General features: G+C 66.6%; 19 protein-coding genes. 6 read left to right on the top strand and 13 right to left on the bottom strand.

Going from position 1 to position 17,011, the window contains the following annotated elements:
- Together WT53_RS33695 and WT53_RS28480 are read right to left on the bottom strand one after the other, a co-directional pair.
- On the bottom strand, nucleotides 1-103 hold a 103-nt coding region (locus WT53_RS33695; protein WP_143155811.1), incomplete at its 3' end, for an SDR family NAD(P)-dependent oxidoreductase.
- 51 nt (nucleotides 104-154) lie between these two features.
- Nucleotides 155-895 carry an acetoacetate decarboxylase gene (locus WT53_RS28480; protein WP_006485181.1) on the bottom strand — a complete coding sequence of 247 codons (741 nt, stop codon included), beginning with the start codon at nucleotides 893-895 and terminating at the stop codon, nucleotides 155-157.
- A 433-nt stretch (nucleotides 896-1,328) separates the two neighbouring features.
- On the opposite strand from WT53_RS28480, the gene WT53_RS28475 reads away from it, so the two are divergent.
- The gene (locus WT53_RS28475) at nucleotides 1,329-1,910 is read left to right on the top strand and encodes an undecaprenyl-diphosphatase (protein WP_060262414.1); all 582 of its coding nucleotides are present in this window, start codon (nucleotides 1,329-1,331) and stop codon (nucleotides 1,908-1,910) included.
- 24 nt (nucleotides 1,911-1,934) lie between these two features.
- Here WT53_RS28475 and WT53_RS28470 read toward each other — a convergent pair whose 3' ends face one another.
- The 4 genes from WT53_RS28470 to WT53_RS28455 all read right to left on the bottom strand — a co-directional run bounded on the left by WT53_RS28470 (nucleotide 1,935) and on the right by WT53_RS28455 (nucleotide 5,233).
- A complete protein-coding gene (locus tag WT53_RS28470) occupies nucleotides 1,935-2,168 on the bottom strand; it encodes a hypothetical protein (protein ID WP_034205794.1) in 234 nt (77 codons plus the stop codon).
- A gap of 154 nt (nucleotides 2,169-2,322) precedes the next feature.
- Entirely contained in the window at nucleotides 2,323-3,144 is an 822-nt protein-coding gene (locus WT53_RS28465) for a siderophore-interacting protein (RefSeq protein ID WP_034205793.1), read from the bottom strand.
- A gap of 38 nt (nucleotides 3,145-3,182) precedes the next feature.
- A complete protein-coding gene (locus WT53_RS28460; protein ID WP_060262411.1) occupies nucleotides 3,183-3,893 on the bottom strand; it encodes a PadR family transcriptional regulator in 711 nt (236 codons plus the stop codon).
- Nucleotides 3,894-4,276: 383 nt separating this feature from the next.
- Nucleotides 4,277-5,233, bottom strand: a complete 957-nt coding sequence (locus WT53_RS28455; protein WP_052100168.1) for a LysR substrate-binding domain-containing protein — start codon at nucleotides 5,231-5,233, stop codon at nucleotides 4,277-4,279.
- A 258-nt stretch (nucleotides 5,234-5,491) separates the two neighbouring features.
- Between WT53_RS28455 and WT53_RS28450 the strand changes: the two genes are divergently transcribed.
- The 3 genes from WT53_RS28450 (at nucleotide 5,492) to WT53_RS28440 (ending at nucleotide 7,954) form a co-directional block, all read left to right on the top strand.
- Complete coding sequence (locus tag WT53_RS28450; protein WP_034205791.1) at nucleotides 5,492-6,403, top strand: DMT family transporter; 912 nt, start codon at nucleotides 5,492-5,494, stop codon at nucleotides 6,401-6,403.
- A gap of 62 nt (nucleotides 6,404-6,465) precedes the next feature.
- Nucleotides 6,466-7,491 (top strand): alpha/beta hydrolase, encoded by a 1,026-nt coding sequence (locus WT53_RS28445; protein ID WP_034205790.1) that lies wholly within the window; start codon nucleotides 6,466-6,468, stop codon nucleotides 7,489-7,491.
- Nucleotides 7,492-7,579: 88 nt separating this feature from the next.
- Nucleotides 7,580-7,954 carry a hypothetical protein gene (locus WT53_RS28440; RefSeq protein WP_155294402.1) on the top strand — a complete coding sequence of 125 codons (375 nt, stop codon included), beginning with the start codon at nucleotides 7,580-7,582 and terminating at the stop codon, nucleotides 7,952-7,954.
- Between the two features lie 104 nt (nucleotides 7,955-8,058).
- Here WT53_RS28440 and WT53_RS28435 read toward each other — a convergent pair whose 3' ends face one another.
- Complete coding sequence (locus WT53_RS28435) at nucleotides 8,059-8,580, bottom strand: DUF2867 domain-containing protein (protein ID WP_034206290.1); 522 nt, start codon at nucleotides 8,578-8,580, stop codon at nucleotides 8,059-8,061.
- Between the two features lie 140 nt (nucleotides 8,581-8,720).
- On the bottom strand, nucleotides 8,721-9,302 hold the full coding sequence (locus WT53_RS28430) for a TetR/AcrR family transcriptional regulator (RefSeq protein WP_034205788.1): 582 nt from the start codon (nucleotides 9,300-9,302) through the stop codon (nucleotides 8,721-8,723).
- 255 nt (nucleotides 9,303-9,557) lie between these two features.
- Here WT53_RS28430 and WT53_RS28425 point away from each other — a divergent pair, with 255 nt between their 5' ends.
- Nucleotides 9,558-10,688, top strand: coding sequence for an alpha/beta fold hydrolase (locus tag WT53_RS28425; RefSeq protein ID WP_034205787.1), 1,131 nt, complete (start codon nucleotides 9,558-9,560; stop codon nucleotides 10,686-10,688).
- Between the two features lie 158 nt (nucleotides 10,689-10,846).
- Here the strand turns inward: WT53_RS28425 and WT53_RS28420 are convergent, their stop codons facing one another.
- From WT53_RS28420 to WT53_RS28400, 5 genes are all read right to left on the bottom strand, one after another.
- On the bottom strand, nucleotides 10,847-11,938 hold the full coding sequence (locus WT53_RS28420) for a porin (protein ID WP_034205786.1): 1,092 nt from the start codon (nucleotides 11,936-11,938) through the stop codon (nucleotides 10,847-10,849).
- Nucleotides 11,939-12,108: 170 nt separating this feature from the next.
- Nucleotides 12,109-12,831, bottom strand: coding sequence for an SDR family NAD(P)-dependent oxidoreductase (locus WT53_RS28415; protein WP_034205785.1), 723 nt, complete (start codon nucleotides 12,829-12,831; stop codon nucleotides 12,109-12,111).
- Nucleotides 12,809-13,930 carry a 2,3-butanediol dehydrogenase gene (locus WT53_RS28410; RefSeq protein ID WP_034205784.1) on the bottom strand — a complete coding sequence of 374 codons (1,122 nt, stop codon included), beginning with the start codon at nucleotides 13,928-13,930 and terminating at the stop codon, nucleotides 12,809-12,811. The genes WT53_RS28415 and WT53_RS28410 overlap by 23 nt, the downstream gene beginning before the upstream one ends.
- Nucleotide 13,931: 1 nt before the next feature.
- The gene (locus tag WT53_RS28405; RefSeq protein ID WP_034205783.1) at nucleotides 13,932-15,236 is read right to left on the bottom strand and encodes an MFS transporter; all 1,305 of its coding nucleotides are present in this window, start codon (nucleotides 15,234-15,236) and stop codon (nucleotides 13,932-13,934) included.
- 18 nt (nucleotides 15,237-15,254) lie between these two features.
- Nucleotides 15,255-15,788, bottom strand: coding sequence for a 2,4'-dihydroxyacetophenone dioxygenase family protein (locus tag WT53_RS28400; protein ID WP_034205782.1), 534 nt, complete (start codon nucleotides 15,786-15,788; stop codon nucleotides 15,255-15,257).
- 177 nt (nucleotides 15,789-15,965) lie between these two features.
- On the opposite strand from WT53_RS28400, the gene WT53_RS28395 reads away from it, so the two are divergent.
- Entirely contained in the window at nucleotides 15,966-16,946 is a 981-nt protein-coding gene (locus WT53_RS28395) for a helix-turn-helix domain-containing protein (RefSeq protein ID WP_034205781.1), read from the top strand.
- The last annotated feature ends 65 nt before the right edge of the window (nucleotides 16,947-17,011 follow it).

Here is a 17,011-nt window from a genome sequence, read left to right as displayed (position 1 = left end):
TCGCGACGGCCGCGCCTGCCTTGGCCAGCTCCAGCGCGATTTCCTTGCCGATGCCGCTCGCGGCGCCCGTGACGACTGCGGTCTTGCCATTCAGGTTGCTCATGTTCGAATTCCCGTAGTGAAAGGATTGACAGGGAGAAGGACTACGGACGTGTTACTGGGCCAGGTAATCGTAGACGACTTCGCCGAGGCCCAGCGTCAAATCCGCGACGAGGTGGCGCGCTTCGACGATCTCGAGCACGGGCAGATCGGCCACCGGCGCGAGCGCGTGCGGCGCCAGCTCGAGCGATGCGGGGCCCGTCCACGCGCCCTTCATCTTGATGTCCTGCATGTAATAGCGCACCAGTTCGCAGACGCGTGCGGTGCCGTCGACGTGCGGGATGATCTTCAGCAGGAAATTGGGGCCAGCGAGCCGCTTCGTCTGCTCGTCGATGTCGAGCTCCTTGTGCTTGTAGCCCATCGTGCCGGTCGCGACGCGCACCTTGCCGTAGTCGAGCGTGCCCAGGATGTGATCGGTGTTCACGTGCAGCGTGGGCGACGCGAGCTTCTTCGGGAAACCCCACAGCTCGCGGCCGCCGGCGATCGGCGGGTGATCGTCGAGATACATCGCCAGCGTATAGCCGCCCGCCTGGCCGTTGTATTCGACGGGGATCACCTGGCCGCTTTCGGTGTAATCGCCGAAGCCGGTCGAATCGGCCATGCGGATGAATTCGTAATGCACGAGCGGCTCGGTGACCTGCAGCGGCTCGGGGACGATTTCGCGGAGGCGGTCCGGATCGGTGCGGTACGTGATGATCAGAAACTCACGATCGACGAAACGGTACGGGCCCATCGGGAACGCAGGGCTGGTCAACGGCATCGCAAACGCTTTCGATCGGACATCGCTGGGTTTCATGCGGACTCCTTGTTGTTGATCGCTTCGTGGATGAGTGGTCGTAATCGTATGCCTGTGCGTTGCCGTTGTGCGATGCCGCATCTGGAATTAATTGTTGCCGATTTCGAATAATTCGACGCGTAAATATTGAGATGAACGATGCAAACGGCCTGACGGCACGCCGGCCGGGCGATGGTGGCACGTGTCGATGACGCCATCATGTGAAAAAGGTGAGCCTTTACGGGAGGCGTGGTGAGCTTTTACGGGGACGTTCGCGCGGCAATATGACAATTGTGTGAACTTGTGTTGCAGTGCAGGCTCTAAGTGCGTTCGCCGCTCGGCCTTGGTTCGAGCGACTGCCGCATTAAGCATCGCTTAAGCGGCCACGCCCTAGCATTCGTTCGCCTCCGGCCGGGCAACCGGCCGATCTTTTACGCGCCACGCAACCGGATTCATGCAGAACCTCAATCTCGCCCTCTTTTCCGCCATCAATGCCGGGGGTGCACCGCACCCGGGCGTTGCCCGCCTCGCGATCTTCGCCGCCGACTGGCTCGTCTATGCGCTGCCCGCGATGCTGCTGCTGACCTGGATCGTCGGCGCGCGTCCCGCGCGGCGCCAGGCGATCGAAGCCGGCGTGGGCGTGTGCGTGGCGCTCGTGCTCGCGCAGCTGCTCGGGCACGTGTGGTTCTCGCCGCGCCCGTTCATGGCCGGCGTCGGCACGCAGCTGATTCCGCACGCGCCGGACAGCTCGTTTCCGAGCGATCACATGACGTTCGCGTGGAGCATGGCGGTCGGGCTGCTGCTCGGCGGCACGACGCGGGTCACCGGTTTCGTGATGGCCGCGATGGCCGTCGCGATCGCATGGGGGCGCATCTATGCGGGCGTGCACTGGCCGTTCGACATGGCGGGTGGCGTGCTGGTCGGCACGGCGGGCGCGCTGGCCGCGCACCTGTACGGGCAACGCGTGACCGCGCTGCTCGAACGGCTCGGCGATTTGGTGTACGCGGCCGTGATGGGGCGCCGGCAGGCGCCGTAAGCGAAAGAAAGCGGCAGGACGCGGTCAGCCGGACGAGCCGGCTGTGCGGGCCGATTCGGCCGAGGCGGACGGGCCGCCGCCCGCGTCGTGCAGTTCGGGCGTATCGGCCGGATGCCGCGCGGCATCGCGGTCGCGGGCGCTTTCCGTCAGGATCGCGCACATCGCGACGAACAGCGCGAGAACGACTGCGGCGAGGCCGCAATAACCGGCGATCTTCAGGTGGCGAAGGAAAGGCGAAGCGTGGCTTTCTTTTGTCATGACCGGGCGCTCCTGGGCGGGCTGCGGCGGCTGTCGCCCGACAGCGGCGTCGCAGACGTAGATATATACCAGCCGCGATGCCGATGCCAAGCCCGCCGCTGCGCCGGCGCCACGATTGTTTCAGCCGCCCGGCAAGCGGGCGCGCATCTTCCGGTCAGTCTTCCAGCGTTTCATGCACGGCCGCCGCGCCGCGTTTCCAGTAGGCCGCCGCGCGGATGCGCGACTTGTCGACGCCGCGTTCGCCGGTCAGGTGCTGACGCACCGCGCGCATCGACAGCGCTTCGCCGGCCGCCCAGACGTAGCCGTCGCCGGACGACGGCAGCGGCAGGTCGCGCACGGCATCGAGCAGCGCGTCGCCGTTCGCCGCGTCGGTTTCGGCGCGAAAACGCCAGATTTCATGCACGTCGGCGCGCGTATCGAACGAGATCTGCGCGGTGCGATCCGCGACTTCCAGCACGACCGCCGCCCGCGTGCCGGCCGGCAATTCCTCGAGACGCCGCGCGACGGCCGGCAGCGCCGTATCGTCGCCGATCAGCAGATGCCAGTCGAAATCGGTCGGGACGACGAACGAACCGCGCGGGCCGCCGATGCCGAGCCATTGGCCGACGCGCGCCTGTGCGGCCCATTGCGAGGCAGGGCCCGGATGGTTCAACACGAATTCCAGATCGAGTTCGCGGGCGGCGCGGTCGAAGCGGCGCGGCGTGAAGTCGCGCGCGACCGGCTTGGGTTCGCCTTCCGGAAACTCGGGGCCGTTCGCGCCGAGCGTCGGCAGCGCGGGCCGCTCCGCGCCCGGCGGCGGGAAAAAGACCTTCACGTGATCGTCGAACGATGCGGATTCGAAATCGGCGAGGTCGGGGCCGCCGAGCGTGACGCGCAGCAGATGCGGCGTCACGGTATGCACGCGCAGCACCTGCAGCAGGCGGAACTTGAGGGTGTGGCGCACGCGGGTGACGGTGCGCTCGGACGTGTTCTGCATCGATCCGTTCTCCTTGAGTGGTGGCAGGGCGGCGCGGATCACGCGCCGCCGCCTTCGATTTCGGCCGTCGCGCGGCGCATGATGGCCGCGATGCGGCGCTGTTCGTCGGCATCGGCGGCGCTCTTGTGCAGCAGCGCGCGCTTGAGGGCGAGACGCGCCTCGACGAATTCCGGCAGCCAGCCGGCCTGCGACTCGTCCTGCGCTTCGCTGCCCGCCGATTCGCCGGCGAACGCGCGGCGCATGAATTCCATCTTGCGAGCGAGGTGCGTGAGGCGCGCGAACAGCGTGTCGACGCGCTCGCGCTGCGCGTCGAGATGTGCGCGGCCTGCGTCGGTCAGCGCATAGCGCTTGCGGTTGCCTTCCGCTTGCGACGCGACGAAGCCGACTTCCTCGAGATACGTGAGCGCCGGATACACCATGCCGGGGCTCGGGCTGTAAAAACCGTTCGAGCGCGTGTCGAGCGCCTTGATCAGTTCGTAGCCGTGGCTCGGCTGTTCGGCCACCAGCGCGAGCAGCAGCAGCTGGAGATCGTCGGAGCTGAACTGGCGGCCGCGCGGCATGCCGTCGTCGCCGAAATCGCCAAAGCCGCCGCGCCCGCCCCGGCCGCCGAACGGGCCGCCGCCGCCAAACGGGTCGTGGCCGCGGCGATGGCGGCCGATCGCGTGCAAGACGCCGGCGAACCAGTCAGGGCCGGCATGCGCACCATGACCGTCGCATCGGGCATGGCCGCGGAAGTGGTTGTGTCGCATGATCGTGTCCTATGTATCGTAAAACATATCTAAAGATATATATCGAAAGATAGGGCGTCAAGGAGAATTATTGGGGTGGGATGGGAGTGCGGGGCGGTGCCGATTGGCGCGTTGTCGGGTCTCAATACCCAAAACGGTGTCCGAAGTCGATTCGAAGCCGGTTACGGCCACGCGCTATACCGCGATGCAGGCGCATGGGTAAGAAGGAGCCGGCGAGCTGCCCAACGCGCCGGGCTTGGCGACGTAGCGGTAGCGCCGAGGTGCGCCTCGAACGCTTGAAAACGCACGACAGGGGGGCGATGCGATGGTCATGTGCGTGGTACTGGGCGATCCGCGGCTTCGCGTGGATGCTGCTCCCACGTGCCGGCAGCGTGCTTGCGGATTCAACCGCCCCTTTCCACGAACAGCGGGTCGATATTCGCGTTCAGGCGCTCGGCCCCGCGCCAGGTTCGGCTGTCGACGATTTCGCCGACCATCCCGACGATCATCCGTTTCCCCTCGAGCACCGCTTGCGAATGCGAGCGCGCCGTATTTTCACAGAGCGCCCAGGTGATGCAGGCGCCCCGGATCGGACTCCACGAGATCGACTCTTCCCAAAACGCATTGCCGCTGACCGCGCAACATGGCGTGACGGTGTCGGCGATACCTCGCCGGGCGAGTTCCATCGAGAGATGCATCGCATCGAGTTCGAACAGGATGTCGAGTTCGACGTTGCGACGGGCCATCGCGTGCTCGACGGTCGAGCGGATGACATTCTGTTTTCCCGCCAGCGCGAGTTTGCGATCGCCGAGACGCGCCAACGGCACCGCCTTGTCGGGCCTCAAGCCGGCGTCCCTGGCGCTCACGAGAACGAGGGGCTCCCGAACGAGGGGGGTATGGACATAGCCCTGCGGCGGCGACGCTTCGAACGGGACGATAGCGAGATCCAGCATGCCGGAATGCATGACATCGCGCAGCTCGTGGCTCACGCCCTCGTGAACTCGAAGCCTCACGCGCGGATAGTCGGCGACCAACCGCGCCACGAAATTCGTTGTGAAGAGATTGCGCCAGGACGGTGCAACGCCTATCGCCAACTGGCCCGCGGCGCGGTCGCCGACCTGCTCGACCAAGGCGGTCAACTGCCGAAGAATGGGTCTTGCTCGCTCCGCCAGCAGCATGCCGGCCTCGGTCGGCTGAACGCCGCCGCGCGTTCGCGTAAAGAGCTTCGCGCGAAGTTGATGCTCGAGCAGCGCGATGTGGCGCGACAGCGCCGGCTGGGAGAGCCGCAAGTCGATGGCGGCCTTGTTGATACTGCCGAGTTCGGCCACACGCAAGAAGTACTCGATAAGACGGGAGTCCACTGGCGCCTCCGTGAGTTCCGGCTCGATCCATTGCAGAAGTAAAGCAGGCGTAACGCGGTTATTCAATAAGCGGATAACAGCGATAGAAACTCCACATTATCGGGATAACGAAGCGCTCGCTAGCATTGAAGCAATCGCATACGAGGTCATCGACAGAAACAGCCCCATGGCAGCCCCTTATATCGAGCATTTCAGGAGCCTGTGCCTCCGCAGCAAGGAGGTGACGCTCGCCGCACTCGGCGGGCGGAAGGGTAGCCCGTGACGGCGGCAACCACGACCCATGCCGGTTGGAGCGCCCGCCGCGGCTGGGTCGCGCTCGCCGTCGGCTATCAATGGTTTTACAACGGCGCCAATTTCCTGGCTTTCAAGGTCGCCGGGAACGCGTTGCATCCGCTGATGGTGGCGACATTGCGCTTCTCGCTTGCGGCGCTCGTCGTTGCGCCTTTCGCGCTGGCTCGCTGGCGCCGTTCGCCTGCGTCGGTCCGCGAGTCGGGTGGGGCGGCGTCGATCGGCGTCATCATGCTGGTGGCCAGTCAGGCGCTCGCGATCTGGGGCACGCATTTTCTGCCGGCAGGGGTGGCCGCGGTATTCGGTTCGTCTTCGCCGCTCTTTCTGGCGTTGTTCGCATGGGCGGTGTTTCATCGGCCGCTGAGAGGCCGTCAGGTCGCCGGGGTCGCCATCGGCTTTGCCGGTCTCGCGCTGATGGGTTGGACCTCTGCTACCGGCGGCGACTTCCGCCCGATGGGCGCCGCACTTGCGCTTGCCGGGACGGCCGCGTGGGCAGCCGGATCGCTGCTCGCGCCGCGACTGGCGTTGCCTCGCGACCCCGTCATCGGCCTGGCGATACAGCTGATATCGGCCGGTGCGGTGCTCGGCGCGATCGTCGCGGTGTCGGGGATCGCTGCGACGACGCATCTTGCGCGCGTATCGCCGGCGGCATGGGCTGCACTCGCGTTTCTCGTCGTGGCGAGCACGCTGATCGGTTACGCCGTGTTCCTGACGCTCAACGCCCGGGTCTCGACGACGCTCGCCAACACCTTCAACTATGCGGCGCCGGTGATCGCGCTGGGTCTCTCGGCGCTTTTGCTGCACGAGCCGTTGACGCGCGTGAAGCTGATGGCCGGCGGCATCGCGTTGGTGGGTGTGGCGCTGATGATCGAACGCAAGTAGCCCGGCGAACGGCAGCCCTTTCGCCTTCGGCAACCCTCTGAAATCAACCGGAGCTTCGGATCATGACGGAGACATCTCGACACTCGCTGGTATCGCGCACGCTCGACGTGACGGGTCGGCCGACGCACTATCTCGAGAGCGGGCCGGCCGAGGGACCGCCGATATTTTTTCTGCATGGCTGGCCGAGCTTGAGCTTGATGTGGCGCGCCCAGATGGAGGCCTTTGCCGCCGACGGCTGGCACTGCGTTGCGCCGGATCTGCGCGGCTACGGCGGCTCTTTTGCGCCTGAAGCCCACGACGCCTATACCATCGAGGCCGTTGTGAAGGACATGACCGAACTCCACGATCATCTCGGCGGCGAGCCTGCGATCTGGGTGGGGCACGATTGGGGTAGCGTCGTGGCCGCCGAGTTGTCCGCACGTGAGCGCGAGCGCAGCCGTGGCGTCGTGCTGACGTCGCTGGCCTATCAACCCGACGGGCACGCGCTGAGCACGGTCGTTCCGCTGATCGACCGGACGATTTATCCTGCCGACGCGTATCCCGATGGCCAGTGGGACTACTACCGCTACTACACGACGCATTTCGACGCGGCGGTAGCCGACCTGGATGCGGACCGGACAGCATCGCTGGCGTCGATTTTTCGACCGGGCGACCCTGACGGGATCGGCAAGGTGTCGCCAAATGCGGTCGTCACGCGCAATGGAGGGCGTTTCGGTGCCGCGCATCGTGCGCCGCCGACTCGCCCCGATCCGGCTCTGTGGCCGCCGGCGGACTTCGAAGCGCTGGTAGCGTCGTTCGATACGCATGGCTTCCGTCCCGCCTGCGCGTGGTATCTGAACGATGAGGCCAACATCGCTTACGCACGCAGCGCGCCGGATGGCGGCCGTCTGTTGCAGCCGGTACTGTTCGTCAACGGCGAATTCGATCAGATTTGCAGCATCACCGGAAATCGCCAGGGCGACCCCATGCGTGCGGCATGCGCGGACCTGACCGTGACGACGATGCCGGCGGGACACTGGTTGCCGCTGGAATGCAAGGCCCGGCACATCGAAGCGCTCCGTGCGTGGCTTCGGAGCAAGAACCTTTGATGCAGCGAGACATCGTTCGGCTCGCGAACCGTAAAATGCCGGAATCAGCGCCGGCCGCGACGGCGGCGTCAGGCATGGTCAGCGACACATGGATCCGAAGATGGGCTGGATTGATCGCATCAACGCACGATTGACCCGCTTCGCCCGCCGCCATGAGCCAGCGAGGTACATCGAGCCCGATGGTGTGCGGCTGGTTTTCCCGAACGGCACGGAAAAGCGGCTGCCCTTCGCTGTGCTCGTCGGCGCGCGGGCCGAACTGCGCGACATCTTCGTGGGCGACATCGTTGTCCTGATGCTGCGCTTCGACGACGGCACGCGCGTCGAGTTCGGGCAGGACGATCCGAACTGGTGGGCGCTGATGGAGGGGCTCGACCGCTCAGGCCGCATCGCCAGGCCCTCCGCCGAATGGCAGCCCGAGGTGATCGCCGCCTCGGGCGATTCTGCCGCCATCGACTTGATGTAGCGGACTGGGGATATCGACGTGCTCTGCGCCCCCCTGGCGGCGAGCGGGCGTGCGATGATCCGGTGGATCCGGTGGAAACGGATCGCGATACCTCGTCTTCGCCGCTACCGGCCGGGCCATCCGAGCTTCTGTGCCTGGTCGAGCGAGGCTCGCACGACGAGGCGATGGAAAGGCGCGATCACGCCGAGATAGGCGCGGCCCAGCAGACGATTGTAGAAGACGAGCGTAGTGAGTATCAGTTGCCGGGGCCGATCCTCGGCGGCAGGCTGCACGAGAACCGACACGCGGAAATCGAGATGGGCGTCGTCCTCGCCCAGAATGATCTCGTCTTCGTGCCGTTCGAACACGCGGAAAATACTGAGCCGATCGTCCTTCGCGGCTTTCAGGTCGATCGTCGTTTTAAGGCCGAACGGCCGGACGGCCATGTCGCGAACTCCCTGCAGCATGGCGATCCATTGGGGTTGTCCTGCAAAGACGTATCGAGCGAGAGACTCAGCGTCGTTGCAGGCCGTCGCCGGCAACTCCACCGAAAACGCGTCGACAAAATCGGCGGTGCCGTACGACCGGCTCAGCCTCGAGGTCGCCGGTGGGCCGACCTGCTCGGCCTTTTTCGGTTGCTTCTGCATGCCCACGCTCCATGCACTCAAGTTGTCCGGCTGCCTCGGCGCGCCCCGAATGGACGCAGTCGGGAGAATAAGCGCGACGTGCTCCTGCTCGAGCCGAAGCAAACCCAACGTAGTGGTCCGGCAACGAGCATCGGGCCGGATCACCCCTCCGGCGCGGCCCACCTTTGGCCGCTGACCTCTGCCAGCGCTTCGAATACAGCCGGCGTGCGTTCCAGGCGGGCGATCGTTCGTGCGCCTTCGAGGGCGGCCACCAATGCGGCTGCGGCAGAGGACGCGCGCGCGGGAGCGAAACCGCACCCCCTGAAATGCGCCGCAATAATCGCGGTCGATTCGGCAAATCCGCGCGCCACGCGTTGGGTCAGCTCGGCGTCGAGCGCGGGCAGCTCATTCGCGAGATTCTGCATCAGACATCCATACTGGAAATCGGAATCGACCATTTCGGCCGCGAACGCGCTGAAAAGTCGATGAACGAAATCCAGCGCATCGCCCGCCGTACTCGCCGAGATATCCCGTAAGACAGCCATTCGCTTCGCAACATAGTTGTCGATGGCTTCTTCCGCGAGTTGCGCCTTGCCCCGTGGGAAATGAAAGTAGAACGACCCTTTAGGCGCGCCGCTTTCTTCGAGTATCTGGGTCAAGCCGGTCGCGGTGTAGCCCTGGATGCGGAATAGTCGCTCGGCCGTGGCAATGGCGCGAGCGCGCGCGTCAGTCTTGCGTGTCATGCCGACAAGCTACCACGTTCCGCTTGACGTGGCTATGGTGATCGCCATAGTATGGTGATCACCATATATCGGAGATGAGCGATGTCCCGTTATGCAATCCAGCCATCGGCATCCCGACGAGCGGTGCTGGCGATGGGCGCGGCCGGCCTGGTTGCGGCGTTACTTCGGCCGGCCCGCGCAACCCCTCAGGGAGGAACTGATTTGGGCGCGTCGACATATGGCGAAGGAACGCTTCCCGGCGGGGTTCGCTCACGCATGATCCATGGGGTCAACGGCCTCGATGTCCATGTTCTCGAGGCCGGCTACGAAAGTCCCGGCCGGCCGCTCGCGTTGCTTCTGCACGGCTTTCCGGATCTGGCTTACGGTTGGCGGCACCTTCTCCCGATCCTGGCTGACGCCGGGTATCACGTCGTTGCGCCCGACCAGCGGGGTTTCGGGCGCACCACCGGCTGGGTGAACGACTATGACGCCCCTCTGGAGCCATTCGGTCTCCTGAATATGACGCGCGATGCCCTCGGACTGGTTTCGGCGTTGGGATATCGGCGCACGACGATGCTCGTCGGGCACGACCTCGGCTCGCCGGTCGCGGCCTATTGCGCGCTGGCACGACCGGACGTTTTTCCGTCGGTCGTGCTGATGAGCGCACCGTTTCCCGGGCCGCCGGCCTTTCCGTTCGACACCGCGCAAAGCGACGCACCGTCGGCTCATCCGAACACCGAGAACCAGAAGTTGGCGGCCGCGCTGGCATCGCTCGACCCGCCGAGGGAGTATTACCAGCAATACTTGAGCACACGGCAGGCGAACGACGACATGTGGCACCCGCCTCAAGGCTTGCACGCCTTTCTTCGTGCGTTCTTCCATGTCAAGAGTGCGGACTGGCCGGGAAACAAGCCGTATCCGCTGAAGGCGCGGACCGCCACGGAGCTTGCACGGATGCCCACCTATTACGTGATGGATCTCGGCAAGACGATGCCCCAGACCGTCGCGCCATTCCAGCCGTCCGCCGCCGAGGTCCGGGCCTGCAAGTGGCTCACCGAGCCGGAACTCGCGGTGTACACGGCGGAGTATGGCCGCACGGGATTTCAAGGCGCCCTGCAGGCTTATCGGGTCTTTTCCGATCCTGATCTGAACGCCGAGTTGCGCCTGTTTTCGGGCAAGACCATCGATGTCCCGTCGCTCTTCATTGGCGGAAAGAGCGATTGGGGTACCTATTCGGCGCCGGGCGCGCTCGACCTGATGAGGACGAAGGCGACGACGAGAATGAATCGCATCGAGCTGATCGACGGCGCCGGGCACTGGATTCAGCAGGAGCAACCGGGTCGGCTCGGCGAGTTGCTGCTCGCCTTCGCCAAGGAGGTCGGCGCGGCGGAGCGTGCCGGCGATTAGTTCGGGAGCGGCGGCCGTCATGGCATCGGCTTCCGGCCCCGCGGCCTTCGAACGCCGAGTGAAACGTGAAGGACGACGGACGAACGCAGCGGCCGAACCGGCGGCGCGCGTTCGTCGTCTGCCGCGCGGAGGCCGGAACGCCGGCGGCCCGCGCCGGATCAGAACCGCGTACTGAATCCGATCCGCGCGATCGACTGCAACGCGCCGCTCGACGCGCCGTCCGCGTCCATCACGCCGTTGATCTGCGCGTGGCTGCCGCGGCTTGCGCGTTGATGCACGCCCGCGACGTACACCATCGTGCGCTTGGACAGCCAGTACTGCACGGCAGCGAGCAACTGATGCGCGTGCGCGTTGTCGAGCGTATCGTTGCCTTTCATGTACGTGTAGCTCGCGCCGATCACCCATACCGGCGATGGCCGCCAGGTGGCGCCGGCTTCCGCCGACCACGCGCCCGCGCCGTTCTGCGCGTTGTGCACGGTCGTGAAGAGCGCCTTCCCCGTGACCGTGCCGACCGTGTAGTGCACACCCGCGCCCCAGTTGCGCACGCTGGTGGGCGGCAGGCCGTCGGCCGCGCCGTATTTCTGGTTCGTATAGGCAGCGCCCGCGCCGAACGGCCCGTTGTCGTAGCTGACGCCCGCACTGACCGTGTTGTTCGCGCCGATCGATCCCGCGACGTTGCCGAAGCCGTACAGCGCGCCGAAGGTCAGGCCCGACAGCGACGGGCTCGTGTACTTGACCGAATTCGCGACGCGATTGCTGCCGGCGACGCGGTCCCAGTCGAATGCGCCGGTCGGGTTGTTCGGCAGCGCGAGCCGGTCGAACGGCCCGTTGCGAAAGCCGTACAGACCGACGAGATCCTGCGCGATCTCGTTGCCGCCGGCAGCCAGCGAATCAACCATGAACTCGTACTGGTTGCCGAGTGTCAGCGTGCCGTAACGGTCGTTCTGCAATCCTACATAAGCCGTGCGCGCGAACAGCCCGCCGCCGATGATCGAGCCGTTGCCGAGCGAATACTGGTTGACGAGCCGGAAGATCGCACGCGTGCCTGCGCCGAGATCCTCCTTGCCTTCGAAGCCGAGCAGGTTCGGAAAGAAGATGTTGTCGTCGAATTTTGCGCTGCCGTGGCCGCCTTGATTGCCGACGTAGCTGATGCCGGCATCCATCAGCCCGAACATCGTCACGCTGCTCTGGGCGAGCGCGGCGGCCGGAAGCGTGCAGGCCGCGAGCGCCAGAAAGGTCTTTTTCGTCATCTCCAAAGTGCTCCTCACAGGGTCCGATCGAGCCGGATATTTTTTAGTCGGACTACTGATTGATATGAAGAAACCCGAGCCGGGCGACCCGGCTCGTCGACAGTCGAAGAGCGCCGCGCAATGCGCATCGGCAGGTCGCGTCGATCCGCCGATGCGCCGTGCTCGGCGTGCTAGACCGTCGAATACCCGCCGTCCACCGGTACGATCGCGCCGGTGACGAACGACGCGCCGGGCGAGCACAGGAACAGGATGACTTCCGCGACTTCGTCGGCCGTGCCCCAGCGCCCGAGCGGCGTGCGCTCGAGGATGCGGCGCGACGCCTGCGTGTCGGCCATCAGAGCGCTGCTGAGCGGCGTGTCGATCCAGCCCGGTGCGACCGCGTTCACGCGGATGCCGCGATCGGCCCACGCTTGCGCGAGCGAGCGCGTGAGTTGCGCGATGCCGCCCTTGCTCGCGCTGTACGCGGGCCGGTCCTTGCTGCCGAAGTACGTGTACATCGACGCGACATTGACGATGCTGCCGCCGTTCGCCGCCAGCGCGGGCCGCGCGGCGTCGGATGCGCGCATGACCGACGTCAGGTTCACGTTCAGCACGTGCTCGAACTGGTCCATCCGGTACTCGTCCGCGTGGCGGCTGATGCCGACGCCGTTGACGAGCACGTCGAGCAGCGGCAGCGCGGCGATCGTGCGCGTCAGGGCGGCGCCGTCGGCCACGTCGAGTTCGACGCAGCGGATGCCGGCATGCACGGGCGCATGCGGGCCGGCCGCGTCGAGCCCCAGCGCGACGACCGATGCGCCGGCCTGGGCGAAGCGCAGCGCGGTGCGCGCGCCGATGCCCGAGGTGCCACCCGTCACGACGACCGACTGCCCGTCAAACGCCCACTGACGATTCATGCTCGACACTCCCGGTGGTGGAGGCGCGACGGGCCGGCCGCTGCGCGGGTGAAACGAGAATCTTGATCTGCGTGCGGTCGGCGAGCAGTGCGTCGAAGCCGTCGGCGACGGCATTCTCGAGCGAGACGGTGCGGGTGACGATCGACGTGAGGTCGAGCGCGCCCGACGCGACGATGCGCAGGAGATCTTCGTACGCATGCCGATAGCCGACGCTCGCGGTGAAGGTCAGCTCGTCGTTGACCGCGCGAAACGCGTCGAAACCCGCGTGCGGCATCAGGCCGACCATCACGACGCGGCCGCCCTTGCGCAGTGCCCGCATCGCCGATTCGAACGTGGCCTGCAATCCGGCCGCTTCGAAACTCGTATCGACGCCGAGCCCGCCCGTGGCCGCGCGAATCGCGTCCTGCAACGCGGACGCATCGAGCCCGCGCGCGTCGAACGCATGCGTCGCACCGAAGCGCGTGGCGGCCGCGAGCCGTTCGGGCGACACGTCGACGGCGACGATCGTCGTCGCGCCCTGCAGCTTCGCGAGCATGATCAACAGCAGGCCGATCGGCCCGAGCCCGAACACCGCGCAGGTCTCGCCGAGGCGCAGCTCGCCGCGCCGCAGCGCGTGCAGCGCCACGGCAGCCGGCTCCATCACCGCGGCCTGTTCGAGGCTCACGCCATCGGGCAGGTAATGCAGCATGTAGGCCGGCACGACCGCGAAGTCGGCCATCCCGCCGTCGCCCATCAGCCCGGCGAAGCCCATCGACTCGCACAGGTTGTACGACCCCGAGCGGCAGTACGCGCACTGGCTGCAGCGATACTCGGGCTCGACCGCGACGCGGTCGCCCGTGCGCAGCGTCGTTACGCCTTCGCCGATCTCGACGACGGTGCCGCAGAACTCGTGGCCGAGCGTCAGCGGCGCGGTGCGGCGCGACAGCGGATGCGGCGCGTCGACCGGAATCGCGTGCGGGCCGTCCGCATATTCGTGCAGGTCGCTGCCGCAGATGCCGCAATACGCGACCGCGATGCGCACGTCGCCGGGGCCGACATGCGGCGTGTCGATTTCCACGAGACGGACGTCGCGCGGGCCATGCCATTGAAGTGCGCGCATGTCAGCGTCCTCCGAGGTTCCGCGCATCGAGGCGGCCGGCGGCGGCGCCTGCGAGCGCGCGCTTGCGCAGTACGGCCGGCGCGGTTTCGACGAGGCCGAACGACAGCACGCACGCGAGGACCGCGCCGGCGGTCGACGTCCACATCGCGAACTGCAGGCCGTACCGGTCCGCCGCGAAGCCGGCGACGGTCGGCGCGACGAAGCCGCCGATCAGCTCGCCGGCGCCCATGATCAGCCCGAGCGCGCTCGCGATCGCGTGCGGCGGCACCGTTTCGGCGGGGATCGTCGCCATGAACAGCGTGAAGCAGCCGAGGCCCGTGTACGTGACGAACACGAGCGTGCCGAGCGCCCAGACCGAGCCGACGTGGATCAGCACGACCGGGCACGCGGCCGCGATCAGCGCGAACACGATCATCGTCGGCTTGCGGCCGATCCGGTCGGAGATCGCCGGCACCGCGAAGCCCCAGAACACCCACGCGGCGCCGAGGCAGGTCATCACGACGCCCATGTCGGACGGCGACAGGTGGCGGCTTTCCACGAGGAACACCGGCGCGAACGAGATGATCACGACGAACCACGTGAGGAAGAAGCAACTGATCAGCACGCACAGCAGGATGTTGCGTTCCTTCAGCAGCGCCCAGCGGCTGACCGTCGCGCCGGCGGCGGCCGGTGCCGCGGCGATATCGGCCTGCGCGTGGCGCACGCCGCCGGGCGGTACTTCGCGCACCCAGCGCCAGATGCAGAACGCGATCAGGAAGCCGGGAATGCACGACACGTAGAACGCCTCGCGCCAGCCGTATGCGGTGGCGATGCCGATCACGACCGGCGGGCCGATCATCGCGCCGAGCAGGCCGGCGGCCGAGCCTTGCAGCAGGCCCATGTTCAGCCCGCGGCGGCTCGGCGTCGAACTCTCGACCATCAGCGATTGCGACAGCGGCAGCACGGGGCCTTCGGCGATACCCATCAGCGCGCGAAAAGCGATCAGGCTCGCGAAGCCGCCGACGAGGCCCGACAGCGCCGAGCACACGGAAAAGCCGAGCACGGCCGCGATCAGCAGCGGCTTGCGCGTGCCGCGCGCGTCGGACCATGCGCCGGTGACGGCGCCCGACAGCGCCCACGTGAGCGCGAGCGCGGAAGACACCATGCCGAGCTGCGTGTTCGTCAGGTGCAGCTCGGCCGACATGAACGGAAACAGGAACGACAGCGCGAGGCGGTCGAAGAACACGAAGCCGAACGTCATGAACAGGATCAGCAGCAGCCTGTTCTCGTACGTCCATGCGGGGCGGGAGGAGGACGGGGAAATCATCGCGAGCCTCGCTGCGCGTCAGCGGAACAGCTTCTCGATCGCTTGCGCGCCGAGGCCGACCTTCTCGTAATGCGCCTTGCACATCGCGATGTACGAATGCACGTCGAAGTAGCCGTCGGGATTGCCGGCGTCGTCGAGCCAGATCAGCGGGCCCTTGACGATGAAGAACGCGCGCATCGGCTCGGGGTGATCGAACGCGACGAGCGTGTGGCCTTCGCCCGGCGTCTCGTACACGAAATCGCCGCGCGTCGCGGTCCATTCGTGTTCGAGGTAGCCCCATTTCCCCGACAGCGTGTACGCGAACACCTCGTGCGGGTGATAGTGCCGGTTTACGAGCCCGGCTTCCTTCGCCATCAGGATGTCGCACCATTTGTTCTGCGACGGCGAGATCCACAGCGGCCGCGACGAAACCGTTTCGGTGAACGGAACGTAATAGCGTTCGTCGTCGGTGGCCGCGTTCGGGATGTAGGCTTCGGGCAGCGCATCGGGCTTGAACGGATTGGCAATCGCCGGGATGTTTTGCCAGAATTCGGATACGGCTTTGTCGACCACGGTGTGTCTCCTGGTGTATGGGTGTCGTGGGCTCGACTTTAGCCAGCCGGTGCGCGCCGCTCTTGACTGGGCCGGACGAATTGCTTGACCGCGCCGGACATTGCATCGCACCAAAAACCAGACGGACCATCCCCCAATCCGTGCCGCCGCGCACGACAGGCGCCAGCAGGAGGCGACGTGACGAATTCGACCGTTTTTTCACGCACGCGAGGCTCGACCGCCGACGTGCCGGCGCGCGACAGGATGGCGTACTGGGATGCGTTCAACGCGGCGACGCTGGTCGGCCTGCGCTGCTCGTCGCTGTCGCCGGCCGGGCTCGACGTCGAGAAGACCGACATCGCGCTGCCGGGCCTCGGCATCGCCGACATCAGCGGGCAGGATCACGTGATCGAGCGCAGCCCAGCGCTGGTGCGCCAGTTGCCGAAGGAGTCGCTGTTCGCGTGCCAGATCGTGAGCGGGCGCGCGTATTTCATCCAGCGCGACCGATGCCTGCTCGCGGAAGCCGGCGATGTCGTCGTCTACGACACGCGCGTGCCGTATCTGTTCGGATTCCTGACGCCGATGCGGCAACTGCTGATCGACATCCCGATCGCGACATTCGACGACCGGCTCGATGCGGAACTCGCCGCGCTGCCGCTGCGGATCGCGCCGAAGCCGGGCGCGGGCGCGATGCTCGGCGCGACGTTGCGCGCGAGCGTCGAGCGATTCATGAAGACGCCGGTCGAGCGCGACGCCGAGCGGTTCGCCGAGCACACGCGCACGCTGATCGCGGAGCTCATCGACGCCGAAGTGAACGGTGCGGGTGCGTCGCGCGCGTCGCTGTCGTATCTGCTGACCGCGAAGCAGTACATCGCGACGCATCTCGGCGAACCGGAACTCGGGCCGCAGGCCGTCGCCGATGCGGTCGGGCTGTCGCTGCGGCATCTGGGCCGCCTCTTCGCGGCCGAAGGCGAGTCGATCACGCAGCACATCTGGTCGGAGCGGCTGTCGCACGCGCATCGCGAGCTGACGGATGCGCGGCTGCGCAAGACGAGCATCGGCGAGATCGCGTTTCGCTGGGGGTTTTCGAGCCAGGCGCATTTCAGCCGCGCGATCCGCGAGCGCTACGGCGCGTCGCCGATGGCGCTGCGCGACGCGGTGCGCGCGGCCGCGGAGTGATGCCGGTTTTCCGACGGTTCGGCGGCGCGGTCGACGCAAGCGGCCGTGCGAGTCAAGACATCCGT

Origin of the sequence: Burkholderia sp. MSMB2157WGS (assembly GCF_001532755.1) — a bacterium.
In the GTDB taxonomy this organism is placed as follows: domain Bacteria; phylum Pseudomonadota; class Gammaproteobacteria; order Burkholderiales; family Burkholderiaceae; genus Burkholderia.
The sequence above is the reverse complement of the archived record's forward strand: the minus strand, read 5'-3'. Positions and strand labels throughout refer to the sequence as shown.

Bases quoted from the DNA above. Each gene is read 5' to 3' on its own strand.
- WT53_RS28405 (WP_034205783.1), bottom strand. From the start codon at position 15,236: ATGATTTCCCCGTCCTCCTCCCGCCCCGCATGGACGTACGAGAACAGG.
- WT53_RS28440 (WP_155294402.1), top strand. From the start codon at position 7,580: ATGGATCCGAAGATGGGCTGGATTGATCGCATCAACGCACGATTGACC.
- WT53_RS28480 (WP_006485181.1), bottom strand. From the start codon at position 895: ATGAAACCCAGCGATGTCCGATCGAAAGCGTTTGCGATGCCGTTGACC.
- WT53_RS28460 (WP_060262411.1), bottom strand. From the start codon at position 3,893: ATGCGACACAACCACTTCCGCGGCCATGCCCGATGCGACGGTCATGGT.
- WT53_RS28415 (WP_034205785.1), bottom strand. From the start codon at position 12,831: ATGAATCGTCAGTGGGCGTTTGACGGGCAGTCGGTCGTCGTGACGGGT.
- WT53_RS28420 (WP_034205786.1), bottom strand. From the start codon at position 11,938: ATGACGAAAAAGACCTTTCTGGCGCTCGCGGCCTGCACGCTTCCGGCC.
- WT53_RS28410 (WP_034205784.1), bottom strand. From the start codon at position 13,930: ATGCGCGCACTTCAATGGCATGGCCCGCGCGACGTCCGTCTCGTGGAA.
- WT53_RS28430 (WP_034205788.1), bottom strand. From the start codon at position 9,302: ATGACACGCAAGACTGACGCGCGCGCTCGCGCCATTGCCACGGCCGAG.
- WT53_RS28465 (WP_034205793.1), bottom strand. From the start codon at position 3,144: ATGCAGAACACGTCCGAGCGCACCGTCACCCGCGTGCGCCACACCCTC.
- WT53_RS28445 (WP_034205790.1), top strand. From the start codon at position 6,466: ATGACGGAGACATCTCGACACTCGCTGGTATCGCGCACGCTCGACGTG.
- WT53_RS28435 (WP_034206290.1), bottom strand. From the start codon at position 8,580: ATGCAGAAGCAACCGAAAAAGGCCGAGCAGGTCGGCCCACCGGCGACC.
- WT53_RS28425 (WP_034205787.1), top strand. From the start codon at position 9,558: ATGATCCATGGGGTCAACGGCCTCGATGTCCATGTTCTCGAGGCCGGC.
- WT53_RS28470 (WP_034205794.1), bottom strand. From the start codon at position 2,168: ATGACAAAAGAAAGCCACGCTTCGCCTTTCCTTCGCCACCTGAAGATC.
- WT53_RS28475 (WP_060262414.1), top strand. From the start codon at position 1,329: ATGCAGAACCTCAATCTCGCCCTCTTTTCCGCCATCAATGCCGGGGGT.